The sequence below is a fragment of the Planotetraspora silvatica genome, assembly GCF_016863315.1.
GTDB classification, from domain to species: domain Bacteria; phylum Actinomycetota; class Actinomycetes; order Streptosporangiales; family Streptosporangiaceae; genus Planotetraspora; species Planotetraspora silvatica.
The window spans coordinates 56038-77959 of the sequence record NZ_BOOQ01000017.1 but is presented as its reverse complement, the minus strand read 5'-3'; the positions used below and the strand labels follow the sequence as shown (position 1 = coordinate 77959).

General features: G+C 70.6%; 19 protein-coding genes. 11 read left to right on the top strand and 8 right to left on the bottom strand.

Translation table 11 applies throughout. From position 1 onward, the window contains the following. Positions 1-24 precede the first annotated feature (24 nt). Genes Psi02_RS14505 through Psi02_RS14495 form a run of 3 tightly spaced genes read right to left on the bottom strand, consistent with a single transcriptional unit; the run spans position 25 to position 3619 of the window. Positions 25-2124 carry a xanthine dehydrogenase family protein molybdopterin-binding subunit gene (locus Psi02_RS14505; RefSeq protein WP_203974383.1) on the bottom strand — a complete coding sequence of 700 codons (2100 nt, stop codon included), beginning with the start codon at positions 2122-2124 and terminating at the stop codon, positions 25-27. Beyond that, complete coding sequence (locus Psi02_RS14500; RefSeq protein ID WP_203974381.1) at positions 2121-3119, bottom strand: FAD binding domain-containing protein; 999 nt, start codon at positions 3117-3119, stop codon at positions 2121-2123. Before Psi02_RS14500 ends, Psi02_RS14505 begins: the two co-directional genes overlap by 4 nt. Next, positions 3116-3619, bottom strand: a complete 504-nt coding sequence (locus tag Psi02_RS14495; RefSeq protein ID WP_203974423.1) for a 2Fe-2S iron-sulfur cluster-binding protein — start codon at positions 3617-3619, stop codon at positions 3116-3118. Before Psi02_RS14495 ends, Psi02_RS14500 begins: the two co-directional genes overlap by 4 nt. A gap of 139 nt (positions 3620-3758) precedes the next feature. Between Psi02_RS14495 and Psi02_RS14490 the strand changes: the two genes are divergently transcribed. From Psi02_RS14490 to Psi02_RS14480, 3 genes are all read left to right on the top strand, one after another. Then, on the top strand, positions 3759-4049 hold the full coding sequence (locus tag Psi02_RS14490; RefSeq protein ID WP_239094886.1) for a DUF6400 family protein: 291 nt from the start codon (positions 3759-3761) through the stop codon (positions 4047-4049). Beyond that, positions 4036-4263: a hypothetical protein gene (locus Psi02_RS14485; protein WP_203974379.1), complete on the top strand. Its 228-nt coding sequence runs from the start codon at positions 4036-4038 to the stop codon at positions 4261-4263. Before Psi02_RS14490 ends, Psi02_RS14485 begins: the two co-directional genes overlap by 14 nt. 109 nt (positions 4264-4372) lie before the next feature. Further along, complete coding sequence (locus tag Psi02_RS14480; RefSeq protein ID WP_203974377.1) at positions 4373-7060, top strand: YfhO family protein; 2688 nt, start codon at positions 4373-4375, stop codon at positions 7058-7060. Between the two features lie 25 nt (positions 7061-7085). Here the strand turns inward: Psi02_RS14480 and Psi02_RS14475 are convergent, their stop codons facing one another. Beyond that, entirely contained in the window at positions 7086-8402 is a 1317-nt protein-coding gene (locus Psi02_RS14475; protein WP_373317630.1) for an LVIVD repeat-containing protein, read from the bottom strand. A 265-nt stretch (positions 8403-8667) separates the two neighbouring features. Here Psi02_RS14475 and Psi02_RS14470 point away from each other — a divergent pair, with 265 nt between their 5' ends. Then, the gene (locus Psi02_RS14470) at positions 8668-9309 is read left to right on the top strand and encodes a DUF305 domain-containing protein (protein WP_203974374.1); all 642 of its coding nucleotides are present in this window, start codon (positions 8668-8670) and stop codon (positions 9307-9309) included. Between the two features lie 430 nt (positions 9310-9739). Here the strand turns inward: Psi02_RS14470 and Psi02_RS14465 are convergent, their stop codons facing one another. From Psi02_RS14465 to Psi02_RS14455, 3 genes are all read right to left on the bottom strand, one after another. Continuing rightward, positions 9740-11419, bottom strand: coding sequence for a DEAD/DEAH box helicase (locus Psi02_RS14465; protein ID WP_203974420.1), 1680 nt, complete (start codon positions 11417-11419; stop codon positions 9740-9742). A 154-nt stretch (positions 11420-11573) separates the two neighbouring features. Continuing rightward, positions 11574-13046: a class II fumarate hydratase gene (locus Psi02_RS14460; protein WP_203974372.1), complete on the bottom strand. Its 1473-nt coding sequence runs from the start codon at positions 13044-13046 to the stop codon at positions 11574-11576. Positions 13047-13048: 2 nt separating this feature from the next. Then, positions 13049-14773 carry an NAD-dependent malic enzyme gene (locus Psi02_RS14455; RefSeq protein WP_275415194.1) on the bottom strand — a complete coding sequence of 575 codons (1725 nt, stop codon included), beginning with the start codon at positions 14771-14773 and terminating at the stop codon, positions 13049-13051. A gap of 261 nt (positions 14774-15034) precedes the next feature. On the opposite strand from Psi02_RS14455, the gene Psi02_RS14450 reads away from it, so the two are divergent. Genes Psi02_RS14450 through Psi02_RS14430 form a run of 5 tightly spaced genes read left to right on the top strand, consistent with a single transcriptional unit; the run spans position 15035 to position 19878 of the window. Then, entirely contained in the window at positions 15035-16534 is a 1500-nt protein-coding gene (locus tag Psi02_RS14450; RefSeq protein WP_203974368.1) for a purine-cytosine permease family protein, read from the top strand. Next, complete coding sequence (locus tag Psi02_RS14445) at positions 16531-17190, top strand: cysteine hydrolase family protein (protein ID WP_203974366.1); 660 nt, start codon at positions 16531-16533, stop codon at positions 17188-17190. The genes Psi02_RS14450 and Psi02_RS14445 overlap by 4 nt, the downstream gene beginning before the upstream one ends. Next, the gene (locus Psi02_RS14440; RefSeq protein WP_203974364.1) at positions 17187-17906 is read left to right on the top strand and encodes a GntR family transcriptional regulator; all 720 of its coding nucleotides are present in this window, start codon (positions 17187-17189) and stop codon (positions 17904-17906) included. The genes Psi02_RS14445 and Psi02_RS14440 overlap by 4 nt, the downstream gene beginning before the upstream one ends. Continuing rightward, on the top strand, positions 17903-18919 hold the full coding sequence (locus Psi02_RS14435) for an ADP-ribosylglycohydrolase family protein (RefSeq protein ID WP_203974362.1): 1017 nt from the start codon (positions 17903-17905) through the stop codon (positions 18917-18919). Before Psi02_RS14440 ends, Psi02_RS14435 begins: the two co-directional genes overlap by 4 nt. Beyond that, positions 18919-19878 carry a PfkB family carbohydrate kinase gene (locus Psi02_RS14430; RefSeq protein ID WP_203974360.1) on the top strand — a complete coding sequence of 320 codons (960 nt, stop codon included), beginning with the start codon at positions 18919-18921 and terminating at the stop codon, positions 19876-19878. Before Psi02_RS14435 ends, Psi02_RS14430 begins: the two co-directional genes overlap by 1 nt. Here the strand turns inward: Psi02_RS14430 and Psi02_RS14425 are convergent. After that, positions 19842-20777, bottom strand: a complete 936-nt coding sequence (locus Psi02_RS14425) for an NAD-dependent epimerase/dehydratase family protein (protein WP_203974358.1) — start codon at positions 20775-20777, stop codon at positions 19842-19844. The genes Psi02_RS14430 and Psi02_RS14425 overlap by 37 nt on opposite strands. 102 nt (positions 20778-20879) lie before the next feature. Here Psi02_RS14425 and Psi02_RS14420 point away from each other — a divergent pair, with 102 nt between their 5' ends. Both Psi02_RS14420 and Psi02_RS14415 read left to right on the top strand, forming a co-directional pair. Further along, a complete protein-coding gene (locus Psi02_RS14420) occupies positions 20880-21317 on the top strand; it encodes a MarR family winged helix-turn-helix transcriptional regulator (protein WP_203974356.1) in 438 nt (145 codons plus the stop codon). Between the two features lie 68 nt (positions 21318-21385). After that, complete coding sequence (locus tag Psi02_RS14415; RefSeq protein ID WP_203974354.1) at positions 21386-21907, top strand: hypothetical protein; 522 nt, start codon at positions 21386-21388, stop codon at positions 21905-21907. Positions 21908-21922 lie beyond the last annotated feature (15 nt).

Sequence of the window (21922 nt, the reverse complement as noted above, 5' to 3'; positions counted from 1 at the left end):
CGGTTGTTTTCTATGCGAGTTACCTCAAATACCCCCACCGATGAGCCGGTCCAGGCGGATCGGCAGATCGCGGACCCGGATGCCGGTGGCGTGGTACACCGCGTTCGCGATGGCCGCGGCCGTGCCCACGATGCCGATCTCGCCGATCCCCTTCGACCCCATCGGGTTCAGGTCGGGGTCCTCCTCCTCGATCCAGAACGCGTCGACGTCGCGGACGTCCGCGCAGGCGGCCACGTGGTACTGCGCCAGGTCGCGGTTGAGGTAGTCGCCGAACTCGAGGTCCATGACGCTCTCCTCGAGCAGGGCCATCGACAGGCCCATCGTCATGCCACCGATCAACTGCGAGCGCGCCGTCTTGGGGTTGATGATCCGGCCGGCCGCGAACGCGCCCAGCAGGCGCAGGACCCTGACCTCCCCGGTGTCGAGATCCACTCCGACCTCTGCGAACTGCGCGCCGTACGCGTGCCTGGAGAGCGGCCGCTGGGAACGCAGCTCCTCCGCCGTGTCCGCGCTCGCCTCGAGGCCGCCGGGCGGGACGTCGCCCGCGCGGCGATGGAGGGCGTCCATCAGCCCCTCGCAGGCCCGCAGGACGGCCGTCCCCCACGAAGCGGTCCCCGACGATCCTCCGGCGACCGAGGCGCGGGGCAGCGCGCTGTCCCCGACCTCCATCCGCACCTGAGCCGGGGGGACGCGCAGCGCGTCGGCGGCGATCTGGGTGAGCACGGTCCTCGCCCCCGTCCCGATGTCGGCGGCGGCGATCCGGACCGTGAAGCCGCCCCCGGGCTCGGCACGTGCGGAGGCCTGGGACGGCATCCGGTAGACCGGGTAGGTCGAGGACGCCACGCCGGTGCCGATCAGCTGCCTGCCCCGGCGGCGGACGCCCGGCTCGGGGTCGCGCCCCGCCCAGCCGAACCTCTCGGCTCCCCCGCGCAGGCAGGCGACGAGGTTCCGCGAGCTGAAGGGAAGCCCCCGCTCCGGATCGATCGTGGGCTCGTTGCGGACGCGCAGCTCGACCGGGTCGATCCCGCAGGCGACGGCCAGCTCGTCCATCGCCGACTCCAGCGCGAACATCCCGGGCGTCTCCCCGGGCGCCCGCATCCAGGTGGGGACCGGGACGTCGAGCCGGACCAGCCGGTGCGAGGTCCGGCGATGCGGCGCCGCGTACATCATCCGCGTGACGACCGTCGTCTGCTCGGCGAACTCCTTGATCGTGGCCGTCTGCTCGAACGCCTCGTGCACGATCGCGCTCAGCTTCCCGTCCTCGTCCGCGCCGAGCCGTACGCGCTGGACGGTCGGGGTCCGGTAGCCGGTCACCGCGAACATCTGCCGCCGGGTGGCCGCGAGCTTGACCGGGCGGCCCACCTGCTTGGCCGCGAGCGCCGCGAGGACGACCTGCGCGTGCGGGGCGCCCTTGCCCCCGAAACCCCCGCCCACGTACGGGGATATCACCCGGACGCTCTCCGGCGGCAGGGCGAACAGCGGGGCGATCGTGGCGCGCACCCCTGAGGTGCTCTGCGTCGCGTCGTACAGCGTCAGCCCGTCGGCGTCCCACAGGGCGACCGTGGCGTGCGGCTCGATCGGGTTGTGGTGTTGCGCGGGCGTGGTGTACGTCGCGTCCACCACGACGGAGGCGAAGGCGAGGGCCGTGTCGGGATCGCCGAGCTCGCTGTCCGTGGCGTAGTTGGGGTTGACGTGATCGGGCCGGTACATCCCCGGATGGTCGGGCCGCAGCTCGACGTCGTGCGGTTCGGGCCGGTAGTCCACCCGCAGGAGGCGGGCCGCCTCGGTGGCGCTCTCCAGGGTCTCCGCGACCACGACCGCGACCACCTGTCCGCGGTAGGCCACCCGCGGCGACTGGAGCACGGTGAGCTCCGCGTCCTCGACCGGGGCGAGCCGGGGCGCGTTCTCATGCCAGATCGTGGCGATCATCCCGGGAAGCTGGAGCACCGAGTCAGCGTCGACCGCGCGGACCTCTCCCCTGGAGACCGTGGCCTGGACGACCACGGCGTAGGCGAGGTCGGCCGGGACGTTCTCGTAGGCGTACCTCGCCCGGCCCGTCACCTTCTCCGGGCCGTCGACCCGGTCCAGGGCCGTCCCGGCGGACGGCGCGGCGACGGTGGTCATGGGGCCTCCACGAGGTCGAGCAGTGTGCGGACCACCACGTTGCGAGCGAGTGGCACCTTGAACGCGTTGTGCGGCAGGGGGGTCGTCCCGGCCAGTTCCTCGGCGGCCGCCTGGGCGAACGCCGCCTCGGTGGCGGGCGAGCCGCGCAGGGCGGACTCGGCCCGCTCCGCGCGCCACGGAATGTGGGCGACGCCGCCGAGGGCGATCCTGCAGTCCCTGACCATGCCGTCCTCGAGGTCCAGCGCCGCCGCGACCGACACGACCGCGAACGCGAACGACGCGCGGTCGCGCACCTTGCGGTAGCGGGAGCGGGTGGCGAACGGCAGCGGCGGCACCTCGACCGCGGTCACGAGATCGCCGGGTTCGAGCACGGTGTCACGCTCGGGTGCGTCGCCGGGCAGCCGGTGGAAACCGGGCATCGGCACCTGGCGGGAACCGCCGGGGCCCGCGATGTGGACGACCGCTCCCAGCGCGGCCAGCGGGACCGCCATGTCCGACGGGTGGGTGGCGACGCAGGCCTCCGACTGGCCGATCACGGCCAGGTTGCGGTGGTCGCCCTTCCGCGCCGGGCAGCCGGATCCGGGCACCCGCTTGTTGCACGGCTTGCTCACGTCCTGGAAGTAGGAGCAGCGGGTGCGCTGCAGCAGGTTCCCCCCGACCGTCGCCATGTTGCGGATCTGCCCGGAGGCGCCCGCCACGACCGACTGAGCCAGCATCGGGTAGCGCCGCCGTACGAGGGGGTGGGCGGCCAGGTCGCTGTTGCGCACACCGGCGCCGATGAGCAGCCCGCCGCCCGCGGTCTCCTCGATCTCGTCGAAGGGCAGCCGCGTGATGTCGACGAGGACTCCGGGCGAGACGACGCCGAGTCTCATCAGATCGACGAGGTTCGTTCCCCCGCCGAGATAGACGGCGCCGGCCCCGTCCGCCGTGCCCGCCACGCAGGCGGCGACGGCCGATCGGACGTCGGTGGCCCGTTCGTAGGCGAAGGGCCTCATGAGCCCACCTGCTTGATCGCCGCGACGATGTTGACGTAGGCGCCGCATCTGCACAGGTTGCCGCTCATCCGCTCGCGGATCTCGTCGTCGTCGAGCGCCGCGGGCCCCGACACGTCGGCCGTGACCGCGCTTGGCCATCCGTCGGCCACCTCGCGCACCATCGCGACGGCCGAGCACAGCTGGCCGGGGGTGCAGTAGCCGCACTGGAAGGCGTCCCGCTCGACGAACGCCGCCTGCATCGGATGCAGGGCGCCGTCGACGGCCAGCCCCTCGACCGTGGTGATCTCCCGGTCGTCCACCGTCACCGTCAGCGTCAGGCAGGACTTGACCCGCCTGCCGTCGACGAGGACCGTGCAGGCGCCGCACTGACCGTGGTCGCAGCCCTTCTTGGCTCCGATGAGATCCAGGTGTTCTCGCAACGTGTCGAGAAGCGTCTCCCTGGTGTCCACGGTGATGGGGCGCTCGTCTCCGTTGACCGACAGCAGAATGTCGGCAGTGATGGGGTCCGCGAAGACCGGACCGCTGTTTCCTTCGCCGTTCACGCGCGTGCCCTACCCAGTTGTCCGGCGTGCATATCCCGGCCCGGCCCCCACCCCTTCGTAAAATCACACGATTTGCCCACATAGCCATATATGGTGCATGACGGGACAAAACTTCGACAGCGAACGGGAAAACACCGTCATGCCCCAGGACGACAGCGGCGAACACGCCGTCTTCGAGATCGACCTCACCCTCGAGGAGGCCAGGCGCCGCGCCGAGGTGGTCACCGCACTCGGGAGCGACTGGAACCCGATGGAGGCCATGCGCGCGGAGGAGGCGGCCTACGACGCCCTCTACTCGGATCTCGACGCACAGCAGCAGGAGACCTACGACATGCTGGTGGCCGCCGGCGTGCTGCCCCTTCGGAAGCCCGGCCATGTTGCCGATTGACCCGCACGCCGACCTGGGCCGCCGGGCCTGGGTGTCCTGCCCTCAGTGCCGCGACGACAGGGACTGCGCGGACTGCGGAGCCGGGCGCAACTGCCGTGACCACTGGCGCTACCTCCTCGGCACCACGGGGAGCCTCATTCACGTCCAGTGCCCCGGCTGCGCCCATCTGTGGGATCACGAGACCCGGTTCCGGAACGGCACACGCCGCCGCTGATCCTCGTAGATCATCCACTGGAGCCGGCGAGAAGTCCGGTGTTCACCTGCGGGTCAACATGATCGGCTAGGGTGCCCTCTGGCCAACCCCACCCATGCCATGAGGATCCGTGACCACGCAGGAAGTCGAGCGCGCGCCCGCGACCGCGGCCGCCGCCCCCACGGTGAAGCACGTCGCCCGCTCCGTCGGCCGGAGAGCGGGAGCCGCCCTCATGGCGGCGATGCTGGCGGCCATCGGGCTCTGCGTGGGCGACGCCGTCGCCGGGTTCTTCCCCTTCGGGCCCGCGTCGCGCAGCATCAGCGACCTCGGCAACCAGTACATCCCCTTCTACGCGTACTGGTGGGACGTGCTGCACGGCCACGCCCGCGGAGACCTGATCATCAACTGGGCTTCCGGGTTCGGCTCCAGTTACCTCCCCGACGTGTTCTACTACCTGGCCAGCCCCTTCTCCCTGCTGGTCGCGCTGTTCCCCCGCGCCCAGGTGGACCTCGCCGTCTACGTGATCACCGCGGCCAAGATCGCGGCGGGCGCCGCCGTCATGGCCTGGTACCTGCGCGGCCTGTCGGTCCGCGGCCCCTTCCGCTCCGGCCTGGCGGCCGTCTTCGGCGCCGCGTACGGCCTGTGCGGCTGGGCCGTCACCGACGCCGCCTACAACCCCATGTGGCTCGACGGCCTGATCGCGTTCCCCCTGCTGTGCATCGTCGGGGAATGGGCCATGGCCGGGCGCAGGCCCGTGCTCGGGCCGCTGTGCGTGGCGTTCGCCGTGGCCACCGGCTTCTACACCGCCTGCTTCGCGATGATCGGCGCCACCGTCGTGTTCCTCATCCGGGCGACGACCGGGGAGTCTCCCCTGCGGGCCAGGCTGCGCGGGTGCGGGCGCGCCGGGTTGTACGCCGGAGCCGGCCTGGGGCTGGCCGCGCCCGTCGTCCTGGTGGTATACCTCGCGGCGGCGGACGCCTGGCCGGTCACCCCCCGGCCCTTCACCTCCGTCGGCGTCTCCGCCGTGCTCGGACGGCTACTCCCCGGCAGCTACGAGTTCAACTCGCCTGCGATCTTCGTGGGCACGTTCGCGCTGTTCGCGGCGTTCACGCTGCCGTTCAACCCGGCCGTCCGGGCGCGGGCGCGGCTGGCCTGGTCGGTGGCGATCGTGGCCGTGGCGGCCTCGATGTTGTGGGAGCCGACCGTCCGGATCTGGTACGCCAACACGACCCCCAACGGGAGCACCTACCGGGAGGCCTTCGTCCTGAGCGGCATGATCGTCGCCGCCGGATGGACGTCGTTGTCCCGGGGCGCGCCCCGGCCGTACGCGCTGGCGGGGGGCGCGGCATTGCTCGGTCTCACGATCTGGGCCGCCTCCGGCTGGGAGAAGACCACCCCCGAGATGCTCCAGTGGGCCGGGGCCGTCGCCGCTGCAGGGGCCGTGCTGTACGGCGTGCTCGCGCTGGCCAAGCGGGTCGGCCGGCGGACGTGGCGGATCACGGCCGGCGTCCTGCTCGTGCTGGTGGCGGCGGTGCAGACGGCCGAGGCCGCGGCCAACGTCGCCGACGTCGACACCAAGCGCCAGGGGGCGCTCGGCTACTACGCCGCGTGGGGCCCGTGGCACGACCGGTTGCGCAGGACCGTGGACACCGCCGACGCGTGGCCGTCCTCCCGTACGGACCCGGGCGAGGCCCGGATAACCGGCAACGATCCGCAACTGATCGGCGGAGAGGGCGCCGCGTACTACAGCAGCGTGACCTCGGTCACCCTCATCGACATGCTGAGGAGCCTCGGGTTCGGCTGGATCTCCCGGGGCCGCTCGCCCAAGAGCCTGGACAACCCGGTGACCGACACCGTGTTCTCGATCGCCGCGCGGGCCCACTCGACGGTGACGGGCGCGTCCCAGTCGCGCGGCGGGGACCAGGCCGACGTGACCCTCACCCGGCGGCAGGTCCCTCCGCTGGTGACCGTCAGGCCGGACTACGCTCCGCCGCCGCGGTACGGCGAGTCCCCGTTCCTCAACCAGGAACGGCTCCTCGGCACCTCCGTGTACACGGTTCCCGAGGTGCGCTACCAGCGCAAGGACGGCACGGACCTCGGCACCAGCGGCCCGTTGGACACCGTTCCCGATCCGGCCCCCCGCTCCTATCCGTACAACCTCCTCGCCACCTGCCGTCCTGGCCAGGAGGTGTACCTGTACGCCCCCGACTACTCGGGCGGCGCCTCGCTCGTGGACAGCGGGTACCGGGTCGGCCTCACCGGCTCCGCCGGGCGGAACCGGGCGCCGATCGAGTGGCTGGGCACGGTTCCCGCGACGGGACGGGTCAAGGTCAAACTCCGGCCGATGGACCGCGGGACGGTGCCGGACCACCCCATCGCCTGCCTGGACACCGCACGCCTGGCCGAAGCCGTGCAACATCTCCGGAGCACGGGAGCCACCCGCGTCCAGGTCTCCGGGCACAGCGTCAGCGCCACGCTGCCCGCCGGCAGCGCCGGGACCGCGGTCATGTCCATGCCGGCGATCAGGGGCTGGACGTGTGCGCTCGGGAACGGCGCGGCCCGGCCCGCCGGGAACTTCCTCGGGCTGGTCGCCGTGCCGCTGGACGGCAGAGCGACGCGGGTGAGCTGCTCGTTCACTCCGCCGGGTCTGAAGATCGGTCTGACCGTCACCGGGGGCACCCTGCTCGGCGCGGCCGCGCTCTGGATCGGCCTGTGGCTCCTGCGGCGCAACCGGGCACGTGGACGCGCTCAGCAGGAAGGGACGGCGCCCGAGACCGTCGTGGCCTCGGACACCGCCCCATCGTCGGTGCCTCAGTGATCAGCGGGCCGGGAGAGCCTGCCTGCTAATGCCCGTGACCGTGGCCTCGCTCGGAGTACGAGCCCTGGGTCTGCGTGTTGAGCCGGTCGACGCGAACCTTGCTCGCCGAATCGGTCCTACGGTCATCGATCTTGATGACGTCGAAGCCGCGGTTGAAGTCGCTGGCGTAGACGTAGCCGTTGTAGTAGTACGCGGACCAGAACCCGCCGGACCCCTCGGCGGCCGGGCCGCGCTCGAAGTAGCCGATCTCCTTCGGGTGCGCGGAGTCGGTGAAGTCCCAGAACGAGGCGCCGCCCTGGTACCAGGCCTGGACCATGATGTCGCGGCCCTTGACCGGGATCAGCGAGCCGTTGTGGGCGACACAGTTCTCGGTGTCCGACTGGTAACGGGGGATCTTGAAGTAGCTCTTGAAGACCAGCTTGCCCCGCACGATGTCGTAGATCGCGTCGGCGCCCCGGTTCGGGCCGATGGCCTCGTTGCAGGTGGCCGCGCCGCCGCCGCCGAGTTCGTCGGTGAAGACGACCTTGGTGCCGGCGTTGTTGAACGTCGCGGAGTGCCAGAACGCGAAGTTCGGGTCGGTGGTACGCGCTGTCACCTTGGGCTTCTCGGGGTCGCGGATGTCGAACAGCACGCCGTCGCCCATGCAGGCGCCGGCCGCGATGCCCTTCTCCGCGTAGACCGTGATGTCGTGGCAGCCGCTCGTGGGGACGAGCAGGCCCGGCTGGGTCTCGTTACCGCCGTCGGGGAACACGACCGGGGTGGCCACCACCGACGCGGACGTCGGGTTCTTCAGCGGCACCTTCACGATCGAGATCTTGTCGTGCGGCGGCTGGCAGTCGGGGAAGTTCGCCGACGGGCTGTAGGAGGAGATGTACAGGTAGACGTTGTTCCGCTTCTTGTCCGGCACCAGCGTGTGGGTGTGCGAACCGCAGCTCGTCTCGACCGACTTGATGTACTTCGGGTTCGTCTTGTCGCTGACGTCGAAGATGCGGATGCCCTCCCACGATGCCTTGACGGACGCGGGCTGCGCGGCGCTGGCGCAGGAGTCGTCGCTTCGCGAGGAGTCGACCGAGGCGAACAGCAGGTCGCCGTAGACCGAAAGGTCCATCTGCGAACCGGGGCAGACGACTGAGCTGACTGCCTTCGCCTTCTTGGGGTTCTTGATGTCGTAGATTGAGAAACCGCCATAGTTACCGACATAGGCATAATTGCCCTGGAATGCGATGTCGGTGTTGATGGTGGCCGCGATGGCGGCCGGCTTGGGGACGTTCGTCACGTGCTCGACGTTCGAGCTCATGACGATCTCGTCGGTTCCCGGGATGTCCGCGGCCTGAACGGGCATCACCGGCAGCGCGATCGCCGCCGCCGCTCCCACCAGAACGAGGAACCGGCCGACCCGGCCGCCTCTGCGGAGGTTGGACAACACGCAGGTACCCCTCCTTGGTCGCACACGTCCGGGCATGCGAAATGTCATCAGATCGACACCCGGACAGGAATTTGTACGCCATAGTGCCTGCTTTGGGAAAATAGATCAACATACCGGCTTTACCGGATTTTCCATATTTTGTTAGTGTGCCTAAGGACGGCTAGAGATCAAGGGAGGCCGGGTGCGCGCCGCACTCCTCACCGCCACACTCATCGGGACAGTCATCGGGACGGTCATGCTCACCGGGTGTTCGGGCTCGCCCGAGACCGTGGAGGCCAGACCAACCGCACCGGTCATCGCCCCAGGCAGGCCCGGGGAGGAAGCGAGGACGCTCGGCCCGTCCGAGGCCGCGACGGCCGTCCCTTCGCCGGCCGCGAACGCGGCCGACGTCCTGTTCATGCAGGACATGGTCGTCCACCACCGCCAGGCCCTCGACATGAGCGACCTGGCGCCCACGCGCGCCGCGTCGGACGGCGTCAAACGCATGGCCGCCCGGATCAACGACACCCAGGGGCCGGAGATCTCCGCGATGACGCGCTGGCTGGAGCAGCAGGGCCAGCGACTTCCCGACCACCATCAGCTACAACATCAAGACATGCCCGGCATGGCCACACCCGAGCAGCTGGACGCTCTGCGCAAGGCCACCGGCGCCGACTTCGACCGGCTGTTCGTGCAGCTGATGATCGACCACCACATGGGCGCCATCACCATGGCCGCCGCCGAGTTGGAGAAGGGCTCCCACGTGATGGTCCAGGAACTGGCCCAAGACATCTCGGTCACCCAAACAGCCGAAGTCAACCGCCTCCGCCAACTCCAGCCGTGATCATGCGCACCTTCGGGATCTTGCCGTACGACCTGCGGAGACGCCATCCGTGATCATGCGCAGATTCGGTTAAGGCAGCACCGACCTGCGACTTTTCTGATCGTGATCATGCATAGATTCCGCCATGGCCGTACTGACCTGCGGTCATCCTCGCCGTGACCATGCACACGGCAACCAGATGCATGATCACGCACGGCGTTCGCGCAGGCCGGACGGCATGCTCACGAATCTGCGCATGATCACGAACAGCGTTTCCGCTGCTCATACGGCACCTGCGCGAACCCGTGCATGATCACGCCAGAGGTTCGGGCAGGTCGTACGACACGCGCCCGAAGGTGTGCATGATCACGCGGAGGGTTTGGGCAGGTCACGGGGGAAGATCCCGAACTTGTGCATGATCACGCCCGAGGGGGGTCAGGCTCGAGAGGGGTCAGTAGGAGGCGTCGCGGTCGCGGCGGATGGTGACCTTCCGGCCCTTGATGGTGGTCCTCCGCAGGGCGTCGATGACTTCCTGGACGGCCGCCTCCGGGACCTCGACCAGGGAGAACCGGTCGGCGATCTCGATCGCGCCGATGTCGCGCCCGCTCACCCTCGTCTCGCCGGCGATGGCGCCGACCAGGTCCTGAGGCCGGATCCGCGCGCTGCGCCCGGCGCCGACGAACAGGCGGGCCATTCCACCTCTCGACGGCCCGCGCCCGCGCCGCTCCTCCCGCGGCCCGGCGTCACGCCCGCCCCCGTCTCGCCCGGCTCCGTCACGGCGACCGCGGGTGGGCGACAAGGCGATCTCGGGGATCTCCTCCTCGTCGGCCGCCGCGCCGGTGGACTCGTGCGCGAGTTTCACCGCGGCGAGGGCCACCTCCATCACGTCGAACTCGTCAGCGAGGGTCTCGACCACGACGCGGAACCGGTCCAGGTCGTCGTCCTCGAGGATGCTCTCGTGAATCGCGGCCCGGGTCAGCTCGAGTCGCCGCGCCAGCAGATCGGCGATCGTCGGCACCTTCTCGATCTCGATGCGGCTCCGGGTGACCCGCTCGATGGTCTTGAGCATGCGGTGCTCGCGCGGTTCGGCGAGTGTGATCGCCACGCCTTCCCTGCCCGCCCGGCCCACTCGCCCGATCCGGTGGACGTACGACTCGGGCGCCGAGGGGACGTCGTAGTTGATGACGTGGGTGAGCTGCTCGATGTCGAGCCCTCTGGCCGCCACGTCGGTCGCGACCAGCAGGTCGGCGGTTCCGGTCCGCAGCCGTCCCATCACGCGGTCGCGCTGCTCCTGGCCCATGCCTCCGTGCAGCGCCTCGGCGCGATAGCCGCGCCCGTTGAGCGTCTCGGTCAGCGAGTCGACCTCGTCACGCGTACGGCAGAACACGATCGCGGCCGCGGGCGACTCGACGTCGAGCACGCGCCCGAGAGCGGCGGGCTTGTGCGACCGGGACACGATGTAGGCGCTCTGCCGTACCCGCGGGCTCTCCCCCGTGGTGGCCTGCTCGTGTTCGATCTTGATCCGGACCGGGTCGGTGAGGTGCCGGCGGGCCATCCCGTCGATGCGAGGCGGCATGGTCGCCGAGAAGAGCACCGTCTGACGGTCTTCCGGGGTGTCCTGAAGGATCGTCTCGATGTCGTCGGCGAAGCCCATGTCGAGCATCTCGTCGGCCTCGTCGAGCACGACCATCCGGAGTCCGCTCATGGACAGCGTGCCCCGGCCGATGTGGTCGAGAGCACGCCCGGGGGTCGCGACCACCACGTCGACGCCGCGCTCCAGCGCGCGCAACTGGCGGCCGATCGGCTGCCCGCCGTAGATCGGGAGCACCCGCGCCCCCATGTCCTTGCCGTAGCGGTGCATCGCCTCGGACACCTGTACGGCGAGCTCCCGCGTGGGGACCAGGATCAACGCGACCGGCCCGGACTCCGGCTCCCTCTCGGACATGCGCTGCAGCACGGGCAGGGCGAACGCCGCCGTCTTGCCCGTGCCGGTGGCTGCCTGTCCGAGCAGGTCGCGGCCTTCGAGGAGGGGCGGAATCGCCTCCCGCTGAATGGGAGTCGGCTCCTCGTAGCCGAGATCACCCAGAGCTCGCAGGAGCTCGGGGCGCAGTGCCAGATCCGCGAAGCTCATGGCTTCGTCGGTCACGTTCACGATGTCGGGCTCCTCTGAGGACGGGCAGGATTGCGGGGACGGGTCCACCCTATGATCCCCCCAACCTGACACTCCTTCGTCAGCGGGCGGCCCTCACCGGCGGAAAGTCCGGCCGGCACGGCCCGCGGAGACGTCATCTGCCGGTACGGCGCGAACGGCCGTCGCCCGCAACTCCCGGGCGGGTGAGGCGCTCCGGATCGACCACCTTGTCGAAGAGTCGCTCGCTGACGCCCGACTTCATCGCGGCCTCCTTCAGCGTGAGGTCGTCGGAGATCGCGCGATGCGCGATCCTCGCGGACTCGTCGTAGCCGATGACCGGGCTCAGCGCGGTCACCATCATGACCGAGCGCTCGATGTCGGACTCGAGCTTGGATGTGTTCAACCGCACACCCTCGACGAGGTACTCCCGGAAATGGTCGATCATGTCGGACAAGATCCGGATCGAGTGGAGAACGTTATTGATGATCACCGGCCGGAACGCGTTGAGCTCGAAGTTCCCCTCAGCCCCGGCCATCGAGACGGCCCCGTCGTCGCCGATCACCTGGACGGCGACCATCAGCATCGCCTCGGCCTGAGTCGGGTTGACCTTGCCGGGCATGATCGAGGAGCCCGGCTCGTTGGACGGCAGGTCCAGCTCGTGCAGCCCGGTCCGCGGGCCCGAGCCCAGCCACCGCATGTCGTTGGCGAACTTGAACAGCGACACGGCCAGGGTGCGCAGCGCCGCCGAGACGCGCACGAGCGGGTCGCACGACGCTTGGGCGGCGAACCGGTTGGGTGCGCCGGTGAACCCGTGCCTGGTCAGCCGGGCGATCTCACGGGCGACCTCGTCCCCGAACCCGGGCGGGGCGTTCAGCCCGGTGCCCACCGCCGTCCCGCCGATCGCCAGCCTGTCGAGACCCTTCGCCGTGGTCCTCAGGTGCTCGGTGGAGTCGTCGATCTGGGCGACGTACCCCGACCATTCCTGGCCGACCGTCAGCGGCGTCGCGTCCTCCAGGTGGGTACGGCCGACCTTGACCACATGCGCCCACTCCCGGCTCTTGCGCCCGGCGGCGTCGCTCAGCCGCGACAGCGCGGGCAGCAATCGCGCCTCGAGGGCCTGGACCACCGCGATGTGCATCGCGGTGACGAAGGTGTCGTTGGACGACTGGCCCATGTTCACGTGGTCGTTCGGGTGCACCGGATCCTTGCTGCCGAGACGTCCGCCGAGCAGCTGGATCGCCCGGTTCGAGATCACCTCGTTCACGTTCATGTTCGACTGCGTGCCCGAGCCGGTCTGCCAGACGTACAGCGGGAACTCCGCGTCCAGGCTGCCGTCGATCACCTCGTCGGCGACGCGGGCGATGAGGTCGGCCTTCCACCGGGGCAGGCGGCCCGCGTGGCCGTTGACGCGCGCCGCCGCCTTCTTGATGTAGCCGTAGGCGTGGTAGACGGCCTTGGGCATCCGGTCGTCGCCGATGTTGAAGTGGATGAGGGACCGTTGCGTCTGCGCGCCCCAGTAGTGGCCGGCCGGCACCTCGATCTCCCCGAGCGAGTCGCTCTCGGTACGGGTGCCCGACGCGTCCAGGCCGATCGGCACGTCCAGGATCTTGGGGTCGTTGCGCGCCATCGTCAGCCTCCCCTCACCCGGCGGTACTCGGGTTGCCACATCGCGTCCTCCACCTGCTGGATGACGTCGTGCAGTTCGACGCGCGCGAGGCTCTCCTTCCCGGCCTCCCCGGCGACCTCGACGGCGACCAGGGCCGAGATCTCCCTGAGGTTGTCCACCTGCGGCAGCAGGGACGCCCCCGGCGTCGACACGTCGACGAGGCTCGCCACGGCGTCGGCGGCGGCCTGGAACATGCCGTCGCTGACCCGCCGGGCCCGCGAGACGGTCACGCCGAGCCCCAGCCCGGGGTACAGCAGGGCGTTGTTCGCCTGTCCGATGGCGTAGGTGACGCCCTTGTAGGTGACCGGCTGCACCGGGATCCCGGTGGCGACCAGGGCGCGGCCGTCCGTCCAGCGGATCAGGTCGCCGGGCATCGCCTCGATCCGCTCGGTCGGGTTCGACAGCGGGAAGATGATCGGCCGGTCGGTGTGCGAGGCCATCGCCCGGACGATCTCCTCGGTGAAGGCGCCGTGAACCGTCGAGGTGCCGATGAGCATGGTCGGGTGGACGTGGTCGATCACCTCACGGAGCCCGATGCGCCCGTCCTCGCCCCGCCGGCCCGCGACCTCCCCGGCCGGCCGGGCGTAGGGGGCCTGGTAGTCCCGCAGGTCGTCCATGTCGTCGGTCAGGAGTCCCTGTTTGTCGACCGCCCATATCTGCCGGGTCGCGGTCTCCTTGTCGAGCCCGGCCCGCATCATCGCGTCGCGTAGTTGGTCGGCGATGCCGATGCCGGCCGTACCCGCGCCGAACACGACGATCCGCTGCTCCCGCATCGGCACGCCCGCGACCCGGGTGGCGCCCAGCGCGGCGGCGAGCACGATCGCGCCCGTGCCCTGCATGTCGTCGTTGAAGGTGCTGATCCGCCCGGTGTACTTCTCGAGGATCCGCCGGCCGTTCGACGGCCCGAAGTCCTCCCAGTGCAGCAGCGCCTTGGGGAACATGCGGGTGGCGGTGGCGACGTAGGCGTCGATGAAGTCGTCGTAGCGTCCGCCGCGCACCCGTGAGTGCCTGTCGCCCACGTAGGAGGGGTCGTTGAGCAGCGCCTCGTTGTTCGTCCCCGCGTCCAGCGCGACGGGGATGACCCGGTTCGGGTGGATCCCCGCGGCGGCGGTGTAGACGGCCAGTTTGCCGACGGCGATGCCGCTGCCCCCGCCGATCCCCCAGTCGCCGATGCCCAGGATCTCCTCCGCGTCGGAGGCGACGATCAGGTCGACGTCGTCCGGCCCCAGCCCGAGGTTCTCGAAGGCCCGCTCGATGCCGCCCACGTCGTCGATCGACAGGTAGACCCCGCGTGGCCTGCGGTACTCGTGGCTGTACGCCTTGATCGCCTGACCGACGGTGGGGTCGTAGACGACGGGGAGCATCTCCCTCAGGTGGTCGGAGAGCAGGCGGTAGAACAGCACCTCGTTGCGGTCGTGCAGCGCCGTCAGATAGATGTTCTTGCGGAGGTCGTCCGGCTGGGCCTCGTATTGTTCGTAGGCCCTGCGCGCCTGCTCGTCGAGTGTCTCGACGGCCGGGGGGACGAGGCCCTCGAGCCCGAGTTCCGCCCGCTCCTCCTCGGTGAACGCCGTGCCCTTGTTCAGGAGGGGATCGCGCAGGACCTCCAGTCCGCGCGCCGGCGTGATGTAGGTCCCGTCGGTCTCCGTGAAGCTCCGACCTCCGAGTTTCCCGTTCTTCGCAGCGGACACCGGGCCCACCCCCGTGGCTGGAATCATGCTTTTCCGTCATAAACGGTGCTTACGGTCCTTTACGGGGGTTCCCACCACCGGGAACGGCAAGCCAAAGCGGGGACAAAGGTCATCTCAGGCGTCCATTGCGCCCGACCCCGGACGCGCCCGCCGTACGGCCCCTGTTCGCACGGCGGGCGCTGGCCCGATATTTACGGGGTCTTGACGCTATGTCGGTCTAAGTCCTATGTTTCGCTGAACAAGTTTAGACAGGTAGGACACATGGCCAGTACGCAGGGCAAACATCAGCAATCCACGACTGCCGGCCGGACGCTGACGATCGAGACCCACGGGCTCGACGTGATCGGCGACGATGAGCGGAAAGGGCGCCCCAGGCAGCTCTTCTGGCCGTGGTTCGGCGCCAACGTCTCGATTCTGGGCCTGAGCTACGGCTCGTTCGCGCTCGGGTTCGGCATCTCCTTCTGGCAGGCGCTCATCGCGAGTGTGGTGGGCATCGTCTTCTCGTTCCTGCTGTGCGGCTTCGTCGCCGTGGCGGGCAAGCGGGGCTCGGCCCCCACCATGGTGCTCAGCCGCGCCGCGTTCGGCGTCGGAGGCAACCGCCTGCCGTCCGCCATCTCCTGGATCCTGACGGTGGGCTGGGAGACCGTGCTCACCGCGCTCGCCACGCTCGCGACGGCGACGGTCCTCGGCAGGCTCGGATGGGGCGGCGGCACCTCGACCAAGGTCATCGCGCTCATCGTGGTGACCGTGCTGATCATCGGCGCGGGCGTCATGGGGTTCCACCTGATCATGCGCCTCCAGACGATCATCACGATGGTCACCGGTGTGCTGACGGTCGTCTACATCGTGCTGGTCGTCGATCACATCCACTGGGACACGGTCGCCAAGGTCCCCGGCGGGTCGTCGCAGGAGTTCATCGGGGCCCTGGTGTTCATGATGACCGGCTTCGGCCTGGGCTGGGTCAACGCGGCGGCCGACTACTCGCGCTACCTGCCGAGGAAGGCGTCCAGCCGCGGCGTCGTCGGGTGGACGACGTTCGGGGCGTCCGTCGCGCCGATCATCCTGGTGGTCTTCGGCCTCCTGCTGGCCGGCTCCTCCTCCGACCTGAACACGGCGATCGCGGGAGATCCGATCGGGGCGCTCGCTGCCGTGCTGCCCACCTGGTTCCTCATCCCGTTCGTGGCCGTGGCCGTGCTCGGCCTCGTCGGCGGCGCCGTCCTCGACATCTACTCCTCCGGCCTCGCCCTGCTGGCGGCGGGTCTCCGGGTGCGCCGCCCCGTCGCCGCCCTCGTCGACGGCGTGCTCATGATCATCGGAACGGTGTACATCGTCTTCATCGCGGACGACTTCCTCGGCCCGTTCCAGGGCTTCCTGATCACGCTGGGCGTCCCGATCGCCGCCTGGTGCGGGATCATGCTGGCCGACATCCTGGTCCGCCGCCGCGACTACGACGAGAACGACCTCTTCCGTCCCTCCGGCCGGTACGGCAACGTCCCCCCGGTGCCCCTCGCGATCATCGTCGTGAGCACCGCCATCGGCTGGGGCCTGGTCACCAACACGTACGCGGGCTGGCTCGAATGGCAGGGCTACCTGCTCGGCCCACTCGGCCTCGGCCCCAAGGACGGAGCCTGGGCCTACGCCAACCTCGGCGTGCTCGCGGCGCTCGTCGTGGCCTTCGTCGCCACCCTGCTGGTGAACCGGTCGCGCGTCCGCGCCCAGGAGAGCTTCTCTCCCGCTCCCACCGAAGGCGTGGCGTCGTGAGCGACCCCCAAGGCCCGCACGGCCCGCAAGGCCCGGAAGCCACCCGAGGCCCGCAAAGCCCGGAAGGTCCGCGAGACGCCCAAGGTTCCCGGCTGCCCTGGCTGGCCGTCATCGACATGCAGCGGGTGTTCGGCGAGCCGTCCAGCGACTGGTTCACCCCACGGTTCGCCGAGACGGTCGGTCCGATCAAGGAACTGACCGGCGCGTTCGGGTCCCGCGTCACCTTCACCCGCTTCATCGCGCCGGAGAACCCCGAGGGGGCCTGGCGCGAGTACTACAGCCGATGGCCCTTCGCCCTGCAGCCGCCGGACGCCCGGATCTACGAGCTGGTCGACGACTTCGGGGACGGCGCGGGCCCGACACTGGACGCCACGACCTTCGGCAAGTGGACGCCGGAACTGGCCGAGGCCGTCGGCCCCGCAGGACGGCTCGTCGTGGCGGGCGTCTCCACCGACTGCTGCGTGTTGTCGACCGTCGTCGCCGCGGCCGACGCGGGTGTGGAGGTCCTGGTCGTCTCCGACGCGTGCGCGGGCATGACCGACGAGAGCCACCGGCAGGCGCTGGACATCATGGCGCTGTACGGCCCTCTGGTGCGGGTGGTGACCTCGGCAGAGGTCCTGCGCGGCATCGAGGACGCCACGGGAAGGGCTTCGTGACCGGACCCGTCAGACTGAAGCACCAGCGGATCACCAGCGCTCTGGAGAAGGAGATCCGTTCCGGCCGGGTCCCGCGTGGGGCCCGGCTGCCGGGCGAGCTCGCGCTCGCCCGGCGCTTCGGCGTGAGCCGCAACACCGTCCGTACGGCTCTCGCCGAGCTCAACGAGGCGGGGCTGATCACCACCCGGACCGGCAAGGGATCCTTCGTGCTCTTCGACGGGCGCCCGCTCGACGACCGGCTCGGGTGGGCGCACGCCCTGGCCGCGCAGGGTGTCGAGACACGGGTCCGCGTCGTCGGCATCACCGCGGCGCGGGACGCGGAGCTGTCCGCCCTTCCGGGGATGGCGTCTCCGGACGTCATCGTCGTCGAGAGAGTGCGGGAGATCGAGGCCTCGATCGTCGTCTCCTACGAGCGCAGTCGCGTCCCCGCGATCGGCGAGTTGCGCGAGCTGCCCGCCCGTGGGCTGGGAGGCGACTCGCTCACCGAGGTGCTCATCCGTGCCGGCCTGTACGCCGACCACGGGGAGCAGCGTCTCCAGGGCCGCAGGATCGACGCCCGCGAAGCCGGGCTGCTGCGGCGCGAGCCCGGCGCGTGGTTCCTGAACACGCGGCGGACCAGCTGGGCGGCCGACGGCGCGTTCGTCGAGCGCGTCGACAGCCTGCTCGACCCCGAACACTTCCAGCTGTGCCTGGACTTCCGCGAAAGCACCCCATGACCACGACACGATCGAGAGCCGCCGGCGCCCTCTACGGGCTGGCCATCGGCGACGCGCTCGGCATGCCCACGCAGATGCTCTCCCGTCCGCAGATCACGGCACGGTACGGACCCGTCCTCGGCGGATTCCTCGCCGCGGCGCCCGACCACCCGCTCGCGGCGGGGATGCCCGCCGGGGCGGTCACCGACGACACCGAGCAGGCGATGGTGCTCGCCGGTCTGCTGATCGACGGCGACGGCAAAGTGGATCCCGCCGAGCTGGCCCGCCGCCTCGTGGTGTGGGAGGAGTCCATGCGGGCCCGCGGCTCGCTCGACCTCCTCGGCCCGTCGACCAAACGCGCCGTCTCCGAGGTGGTCGCCGGGGCGGACGTCGCCGAGACCGGCCGGTTCGGCACCACCAACGGCGCGGCGATGCGGATCGCGCCGGTCGGCGTGGCGACGGGATCGGACGACCTGCACGCGCTCGTGGACCGGGTCGTCGAGACGAGCATGGTCACGCACAACACGGGGGTCGCGCTCGCGGGTGCGGCGGCCGTCGCGGCGGCCGTCTCCGCCGGAGTCGCGGGAGCCGACGTCGGGGAGGCCGTGCGGTTCGCCGAGGCCGCCGCGCGGCTCGCGGCCGGGCGCGGGCACTGGGTCGCCGCCGCAGACGTCGCGGAGCGCATCGCCTGGGCGACGGCGCTCGTCGACGGGTTGCCGGACGAGGAGGTGTGCGAGCGCGTCTACCTGCTGGTCGGCACGAGCCTCGCCACGCAGGAGTCCGTCCCCGCGGCGTTCGCCATCCTGTGGGCGTGCCGCGACGACCCGTGGCGGGCCTGCCTGCTGTCCGCCTCGGTGGGCGGCGACTGCGACACCATCGCCGCGATGGCGGGAGCCGTCGCCGGCGCCTGCCACGGCGTGGACGCCTACCCCGAGGACGCCCGCCAGACCATCGCCCGTGTCAACGGCCTGCGCCTCGACGAGACCGCCGACGCGCTGCTGGCGCTGCGTTCCCCCTCGGGACACGAGCGCTAGTGGGACGGACATTCGACAGGTTGCTCCACGTGGGCAACGTCGTCGTGGACCTCGTGCTCGACGTGCCGGCCCTGCCGGAGCGCGGGGGTGACGTGCTGGCGACCGGGTCCGCCCGCGCGCCCGGCGGCGGGTTCAACGTGATGGCGGCCGCCGCCAGGCAGGGGCTTCGCGTGGCCTACGCGGGGGCCCACGGCACCGGTCCCTTCGGCGACCTGGCAGGAGCGGGCATGCGGGAGGCCGGCATCGAGGTCCTCCATCCCGCGCGGGCCGCTCTCGACACGGGGTTCGTGGTCGCCGTGGTCGACGCCGGAGGCGAGCGCACGTTCCTGACCAGCCCGGGAGCGGAGGCGACGCTGACCGGCCGGGATCTCGACGCGGTCGCCACGGGCGCGGGCGACATCGTCTACGCCTCCGGGTACGGCATGCTCCACGCGTCCAACCGGGTGGCGCTGGCCGGCTGGCTGCCCCGCCTCCCGGACGCCGCCCCGCTGGTCTTCGATCCGGGCCCGCTGGTCGGGGAGATCTCCGCCGACGTCATGCGGGCCGTCCTCCCCAGGATCGACTGGTGGACGTGCAACGCCCGCGAGGCGGCCGTCGTCACCGGCCACGCGGATCCGATGACGGCGGCGGCGGACCTCGCCGTCCGCACGGGGAGACACGGCGTCCTCGTGCGGACGGGCCCAGACGGATGTGTCGTCGCCGAACCGGGCGGTCCGCCCGTGCGGGTGCCCGGGTTCCAGGTGGACGCGGTGGACATGAACGGCGCGGGCGACGCCCACACGGGCGTGTTCGTGGCCGCGCTGGCCACCGGTTCCTCCGCCGTGGAGGCGGCCCGCACCGCCAACGCCGCCGCGGCGCTGGCCGTCACCGTGCGGGGGCCCGCCACGGCCCCGTCCGCCGGGGAGTTGTCGGCCTTCCTTCGTCAGCGGGGGTTGCCGGCCCGGAGCCAGCGGACGTAGTCGCCGACCGCGCGGTCGAGGTCGTATTCGGGCTGGAACCCGGTGTCGCCGCGCAGCCTGTCGACGTCGAGGCGTACGCCGGGCGCGGTGCCCGGCCGTCGTCCTTCGGCGAGGCCGGGCGCCCTCCCGGGTACGGCGCTCGCGAGGGCCTCGGCGACTTCGCGGTTGGTCGTGGTGCGCCCGCTGCCGACGTTGTAGGTCCGGTGGCTCAACGCCTCCGCCGTCTGCAGCAGCGCGATCGCCCGGCCGCAGTCGCGGACGTAACACATGTCGATCGCGTCCTCGGCGTACAGGGGTCCGGGGACGGCGTTTCCGCCGACGGCCGCGTGGACGAGCTGGGGAGCTCCGAAGAACGGCGAGGCCGGCCTGCCGAGCGGACCCCAGATCGCCCCGATCCGGACGCTGACGACGTCGAGGCCGGTGTTTCCGGAGACGGCGCCCGCCAGGATCTCCGCGCTCTTCTTGTGCGCGGGGATCAGGTGGGCGCTGCCGATCGGCAACGGCACGTCCTCGCGATACGCCTCGGCGACCTCCGCTCCGCCGTACACGCCGATGCTGCTGGCCAGCACCACCCGGGCGACATCCCACTCCTGCGCGGCGCGCAGCACGTTGAACAACGCCCGCGTGTTCGCCCACAGCTCGTCCAGCGGCGTCTCCGCGCCCAGGCCGGCGGCGGCCAGATGGACGATGCCGGTGATGTCGTGGCGTTCGCCGACCCCGAGGAGGCTGTCGAGGTCGGTGCAGTCCATCGGCTCCACGACGGCCTGGCCGCCGGTCGCCAAGACGTCCGGCGACCGCCCCGCCGTCCGGCCGCCGATCACGCAGCGCTCCCCCATGTCCAGCAGTGCCCGGCTCGTGTGCGAGCCGATGAAGCCCAGTCCACCCGTAACGAGAATCACGGCAGTCGTCCTTCTCCCGATCGGCGCCCACAGGTCGTTAGCGCGCTAATGACACGGTATCGATGTAATCATTAGCATGCAAACGATCCGTAGAATGAGCCCGTGACCGAACTGATCAGGCTGCTCACGCGGGCGCAGAAGCTGTTGCGCACCGCCGCCGACGACGCGATGAGCCGCCACGGGGTGCGCATCGGCCAGAACCTCGTGCTCGAGGTGCTGTGGGAGACGGACGGCCTGACACCCGGCGAACTGGCGGCCCGCCTGCAGGTCACCACGCCGACGGTCGTCAACACGGCGACCCGGATGGAGGCCGCCGGTCTGCTCGTGCGCCACAGGGACCCGGCGGACGGCCGCCTCGTCCGCCTGCATCTCACGCCGAAGGCGCGCGCCGCGCAGGAGCCGATCGAGGCGGCCAGGCGACGGCTCGCCGAGCACGCCATGGCCACACTCACCGACGACGAGCGCCGCCACCTGCGCAGCGCCCTCGAAAAGATCATCAAGCGGATGACCGAATCCCCGCCCGACCTCGGCGACGCCTGAGCTGCGGTTCACGAACCCGCATTCGCGCGCATTTGCACCATTCAGGGAATCGGGCATGATCTGGCGCCATGGGTTTCTGGGGGTCGATTGTGGTGGCACGGTCGGACGTGCCCCTGTCCGGGCTGCGCGCGTTGAAGGGCTATGACGGGCACCCCAAGGAATTGGAGCGTGCGGCGGACGGGTGGCGGATCTGGGAACTGAGCGTCGACGATTCCCTGCCGGATCCGAAGGACCTCGTCGTGGGCGTGTCCGAGGAGACCGGAGCGCCGGCTCTCGTCGGATTCGTCATGGACAGCGACTGCGTCGCGGTGGCGGCTTTCAGCAGGTCGGCCGGCGCGTGGTCGGCCTGTCTCGCCCCGAACAACATGGCGGCGTATCTCCGGCCGGACGATTTGACGCTGAGCGACGTCTTCCTGCCTCCCGAGGAGGCGGCCGTGCTGGCCGTGAGATGGGCGGCCGACGCGGGATATCGGATCTCACCGGTGCCGATCGCCGAATTGCTGCATCGCGAGGGCGCCCCCTACGCGGAGCACCTCTTCGCCGAATTCATCGAACGAGTCGGCATCGCGCTGAGGCCCGGGGTCGGCTGACTCTCCCGTCGGGGC

What these genes read in the sequence shown, in the direction of transcription:
- Psi02_RS14505 (WP_203974383.1), bottom strand. Translation starts at nt 2,124, where the DNA reads ATGACCACCGTCGCCGCGCCGTCCGCCGGGACGGCCCTGGACCGGGTC.
- Psi02_RS14500 (WP_203974381.1), bottom strand. Translation starts at nt 3,119, where the DNA reads ATGAGGCCCTTCGCCTACGAACGGGCCACCGACGTCCGATCGGCCGTC.
- Psi02_RS14490 (WP_239094886.1), top strand. Translation starts at nt 3,759, where the DNA reads ATGACGGGACAAAACTTCGACAGCGAACGGGAAAACACCGTCATGCCC.
- Psi02_RS14485 (WP_203974379.1), top strand. Translation starts at nt 4,036, where the DNA reads ATGTTGCCGATTGACCCGCACGCCGACCTGGGCCGCCGGGCCTGGGTG.
- Psi02_RS14475 (WP_373317630.1), bottom strand. Translation starts at nt 8,402, where the DNA reads ATGCCCGTTCAGGCCGCGGACATCCCGGGAACCGACGAGATCGTCATG.
- Psi02_RS14465 (WP_203974420.1), bottom strand. Translation starts at nt 11,419, where the DNA reads ATGAGCTTCGCGGATCTGGCACTGCGCCCCGAGCTCCTGCGAGCTCTG.
- Psi02_RS14460 (WP_203974372.1), bottom strand. Translation starts at nt 13,046, where the DNA reads ATGGCGCGCAACGACCCCAAGATCCTGGACGTGCCGATCGGCCTGGAC.
- Psi02_RS14450 (WP_203974368.1), top strand. Translation starts at nt 15,035, where the DNA reads ATGGCCAGTACGCAGGGCAAACATCAGCAATCCACGACTGCCGGCCGG.
- Psi02_RS14435 (WP_203974362.1), top strand. Translation starts at nt 17,903, where the DNA reads ATGACCACGACACGATCGAGAGCCGCCGGCGCCCTCTACGGGCTGGCC.
- Psi02_RS14415 (WP_203974354.1), top strand. Translation starts at nt 21,386, where the DNA reads ATGGGTTTCTGGGGGTCGATTGTGGTGGCACGGTCGGACGTGCCCCTG.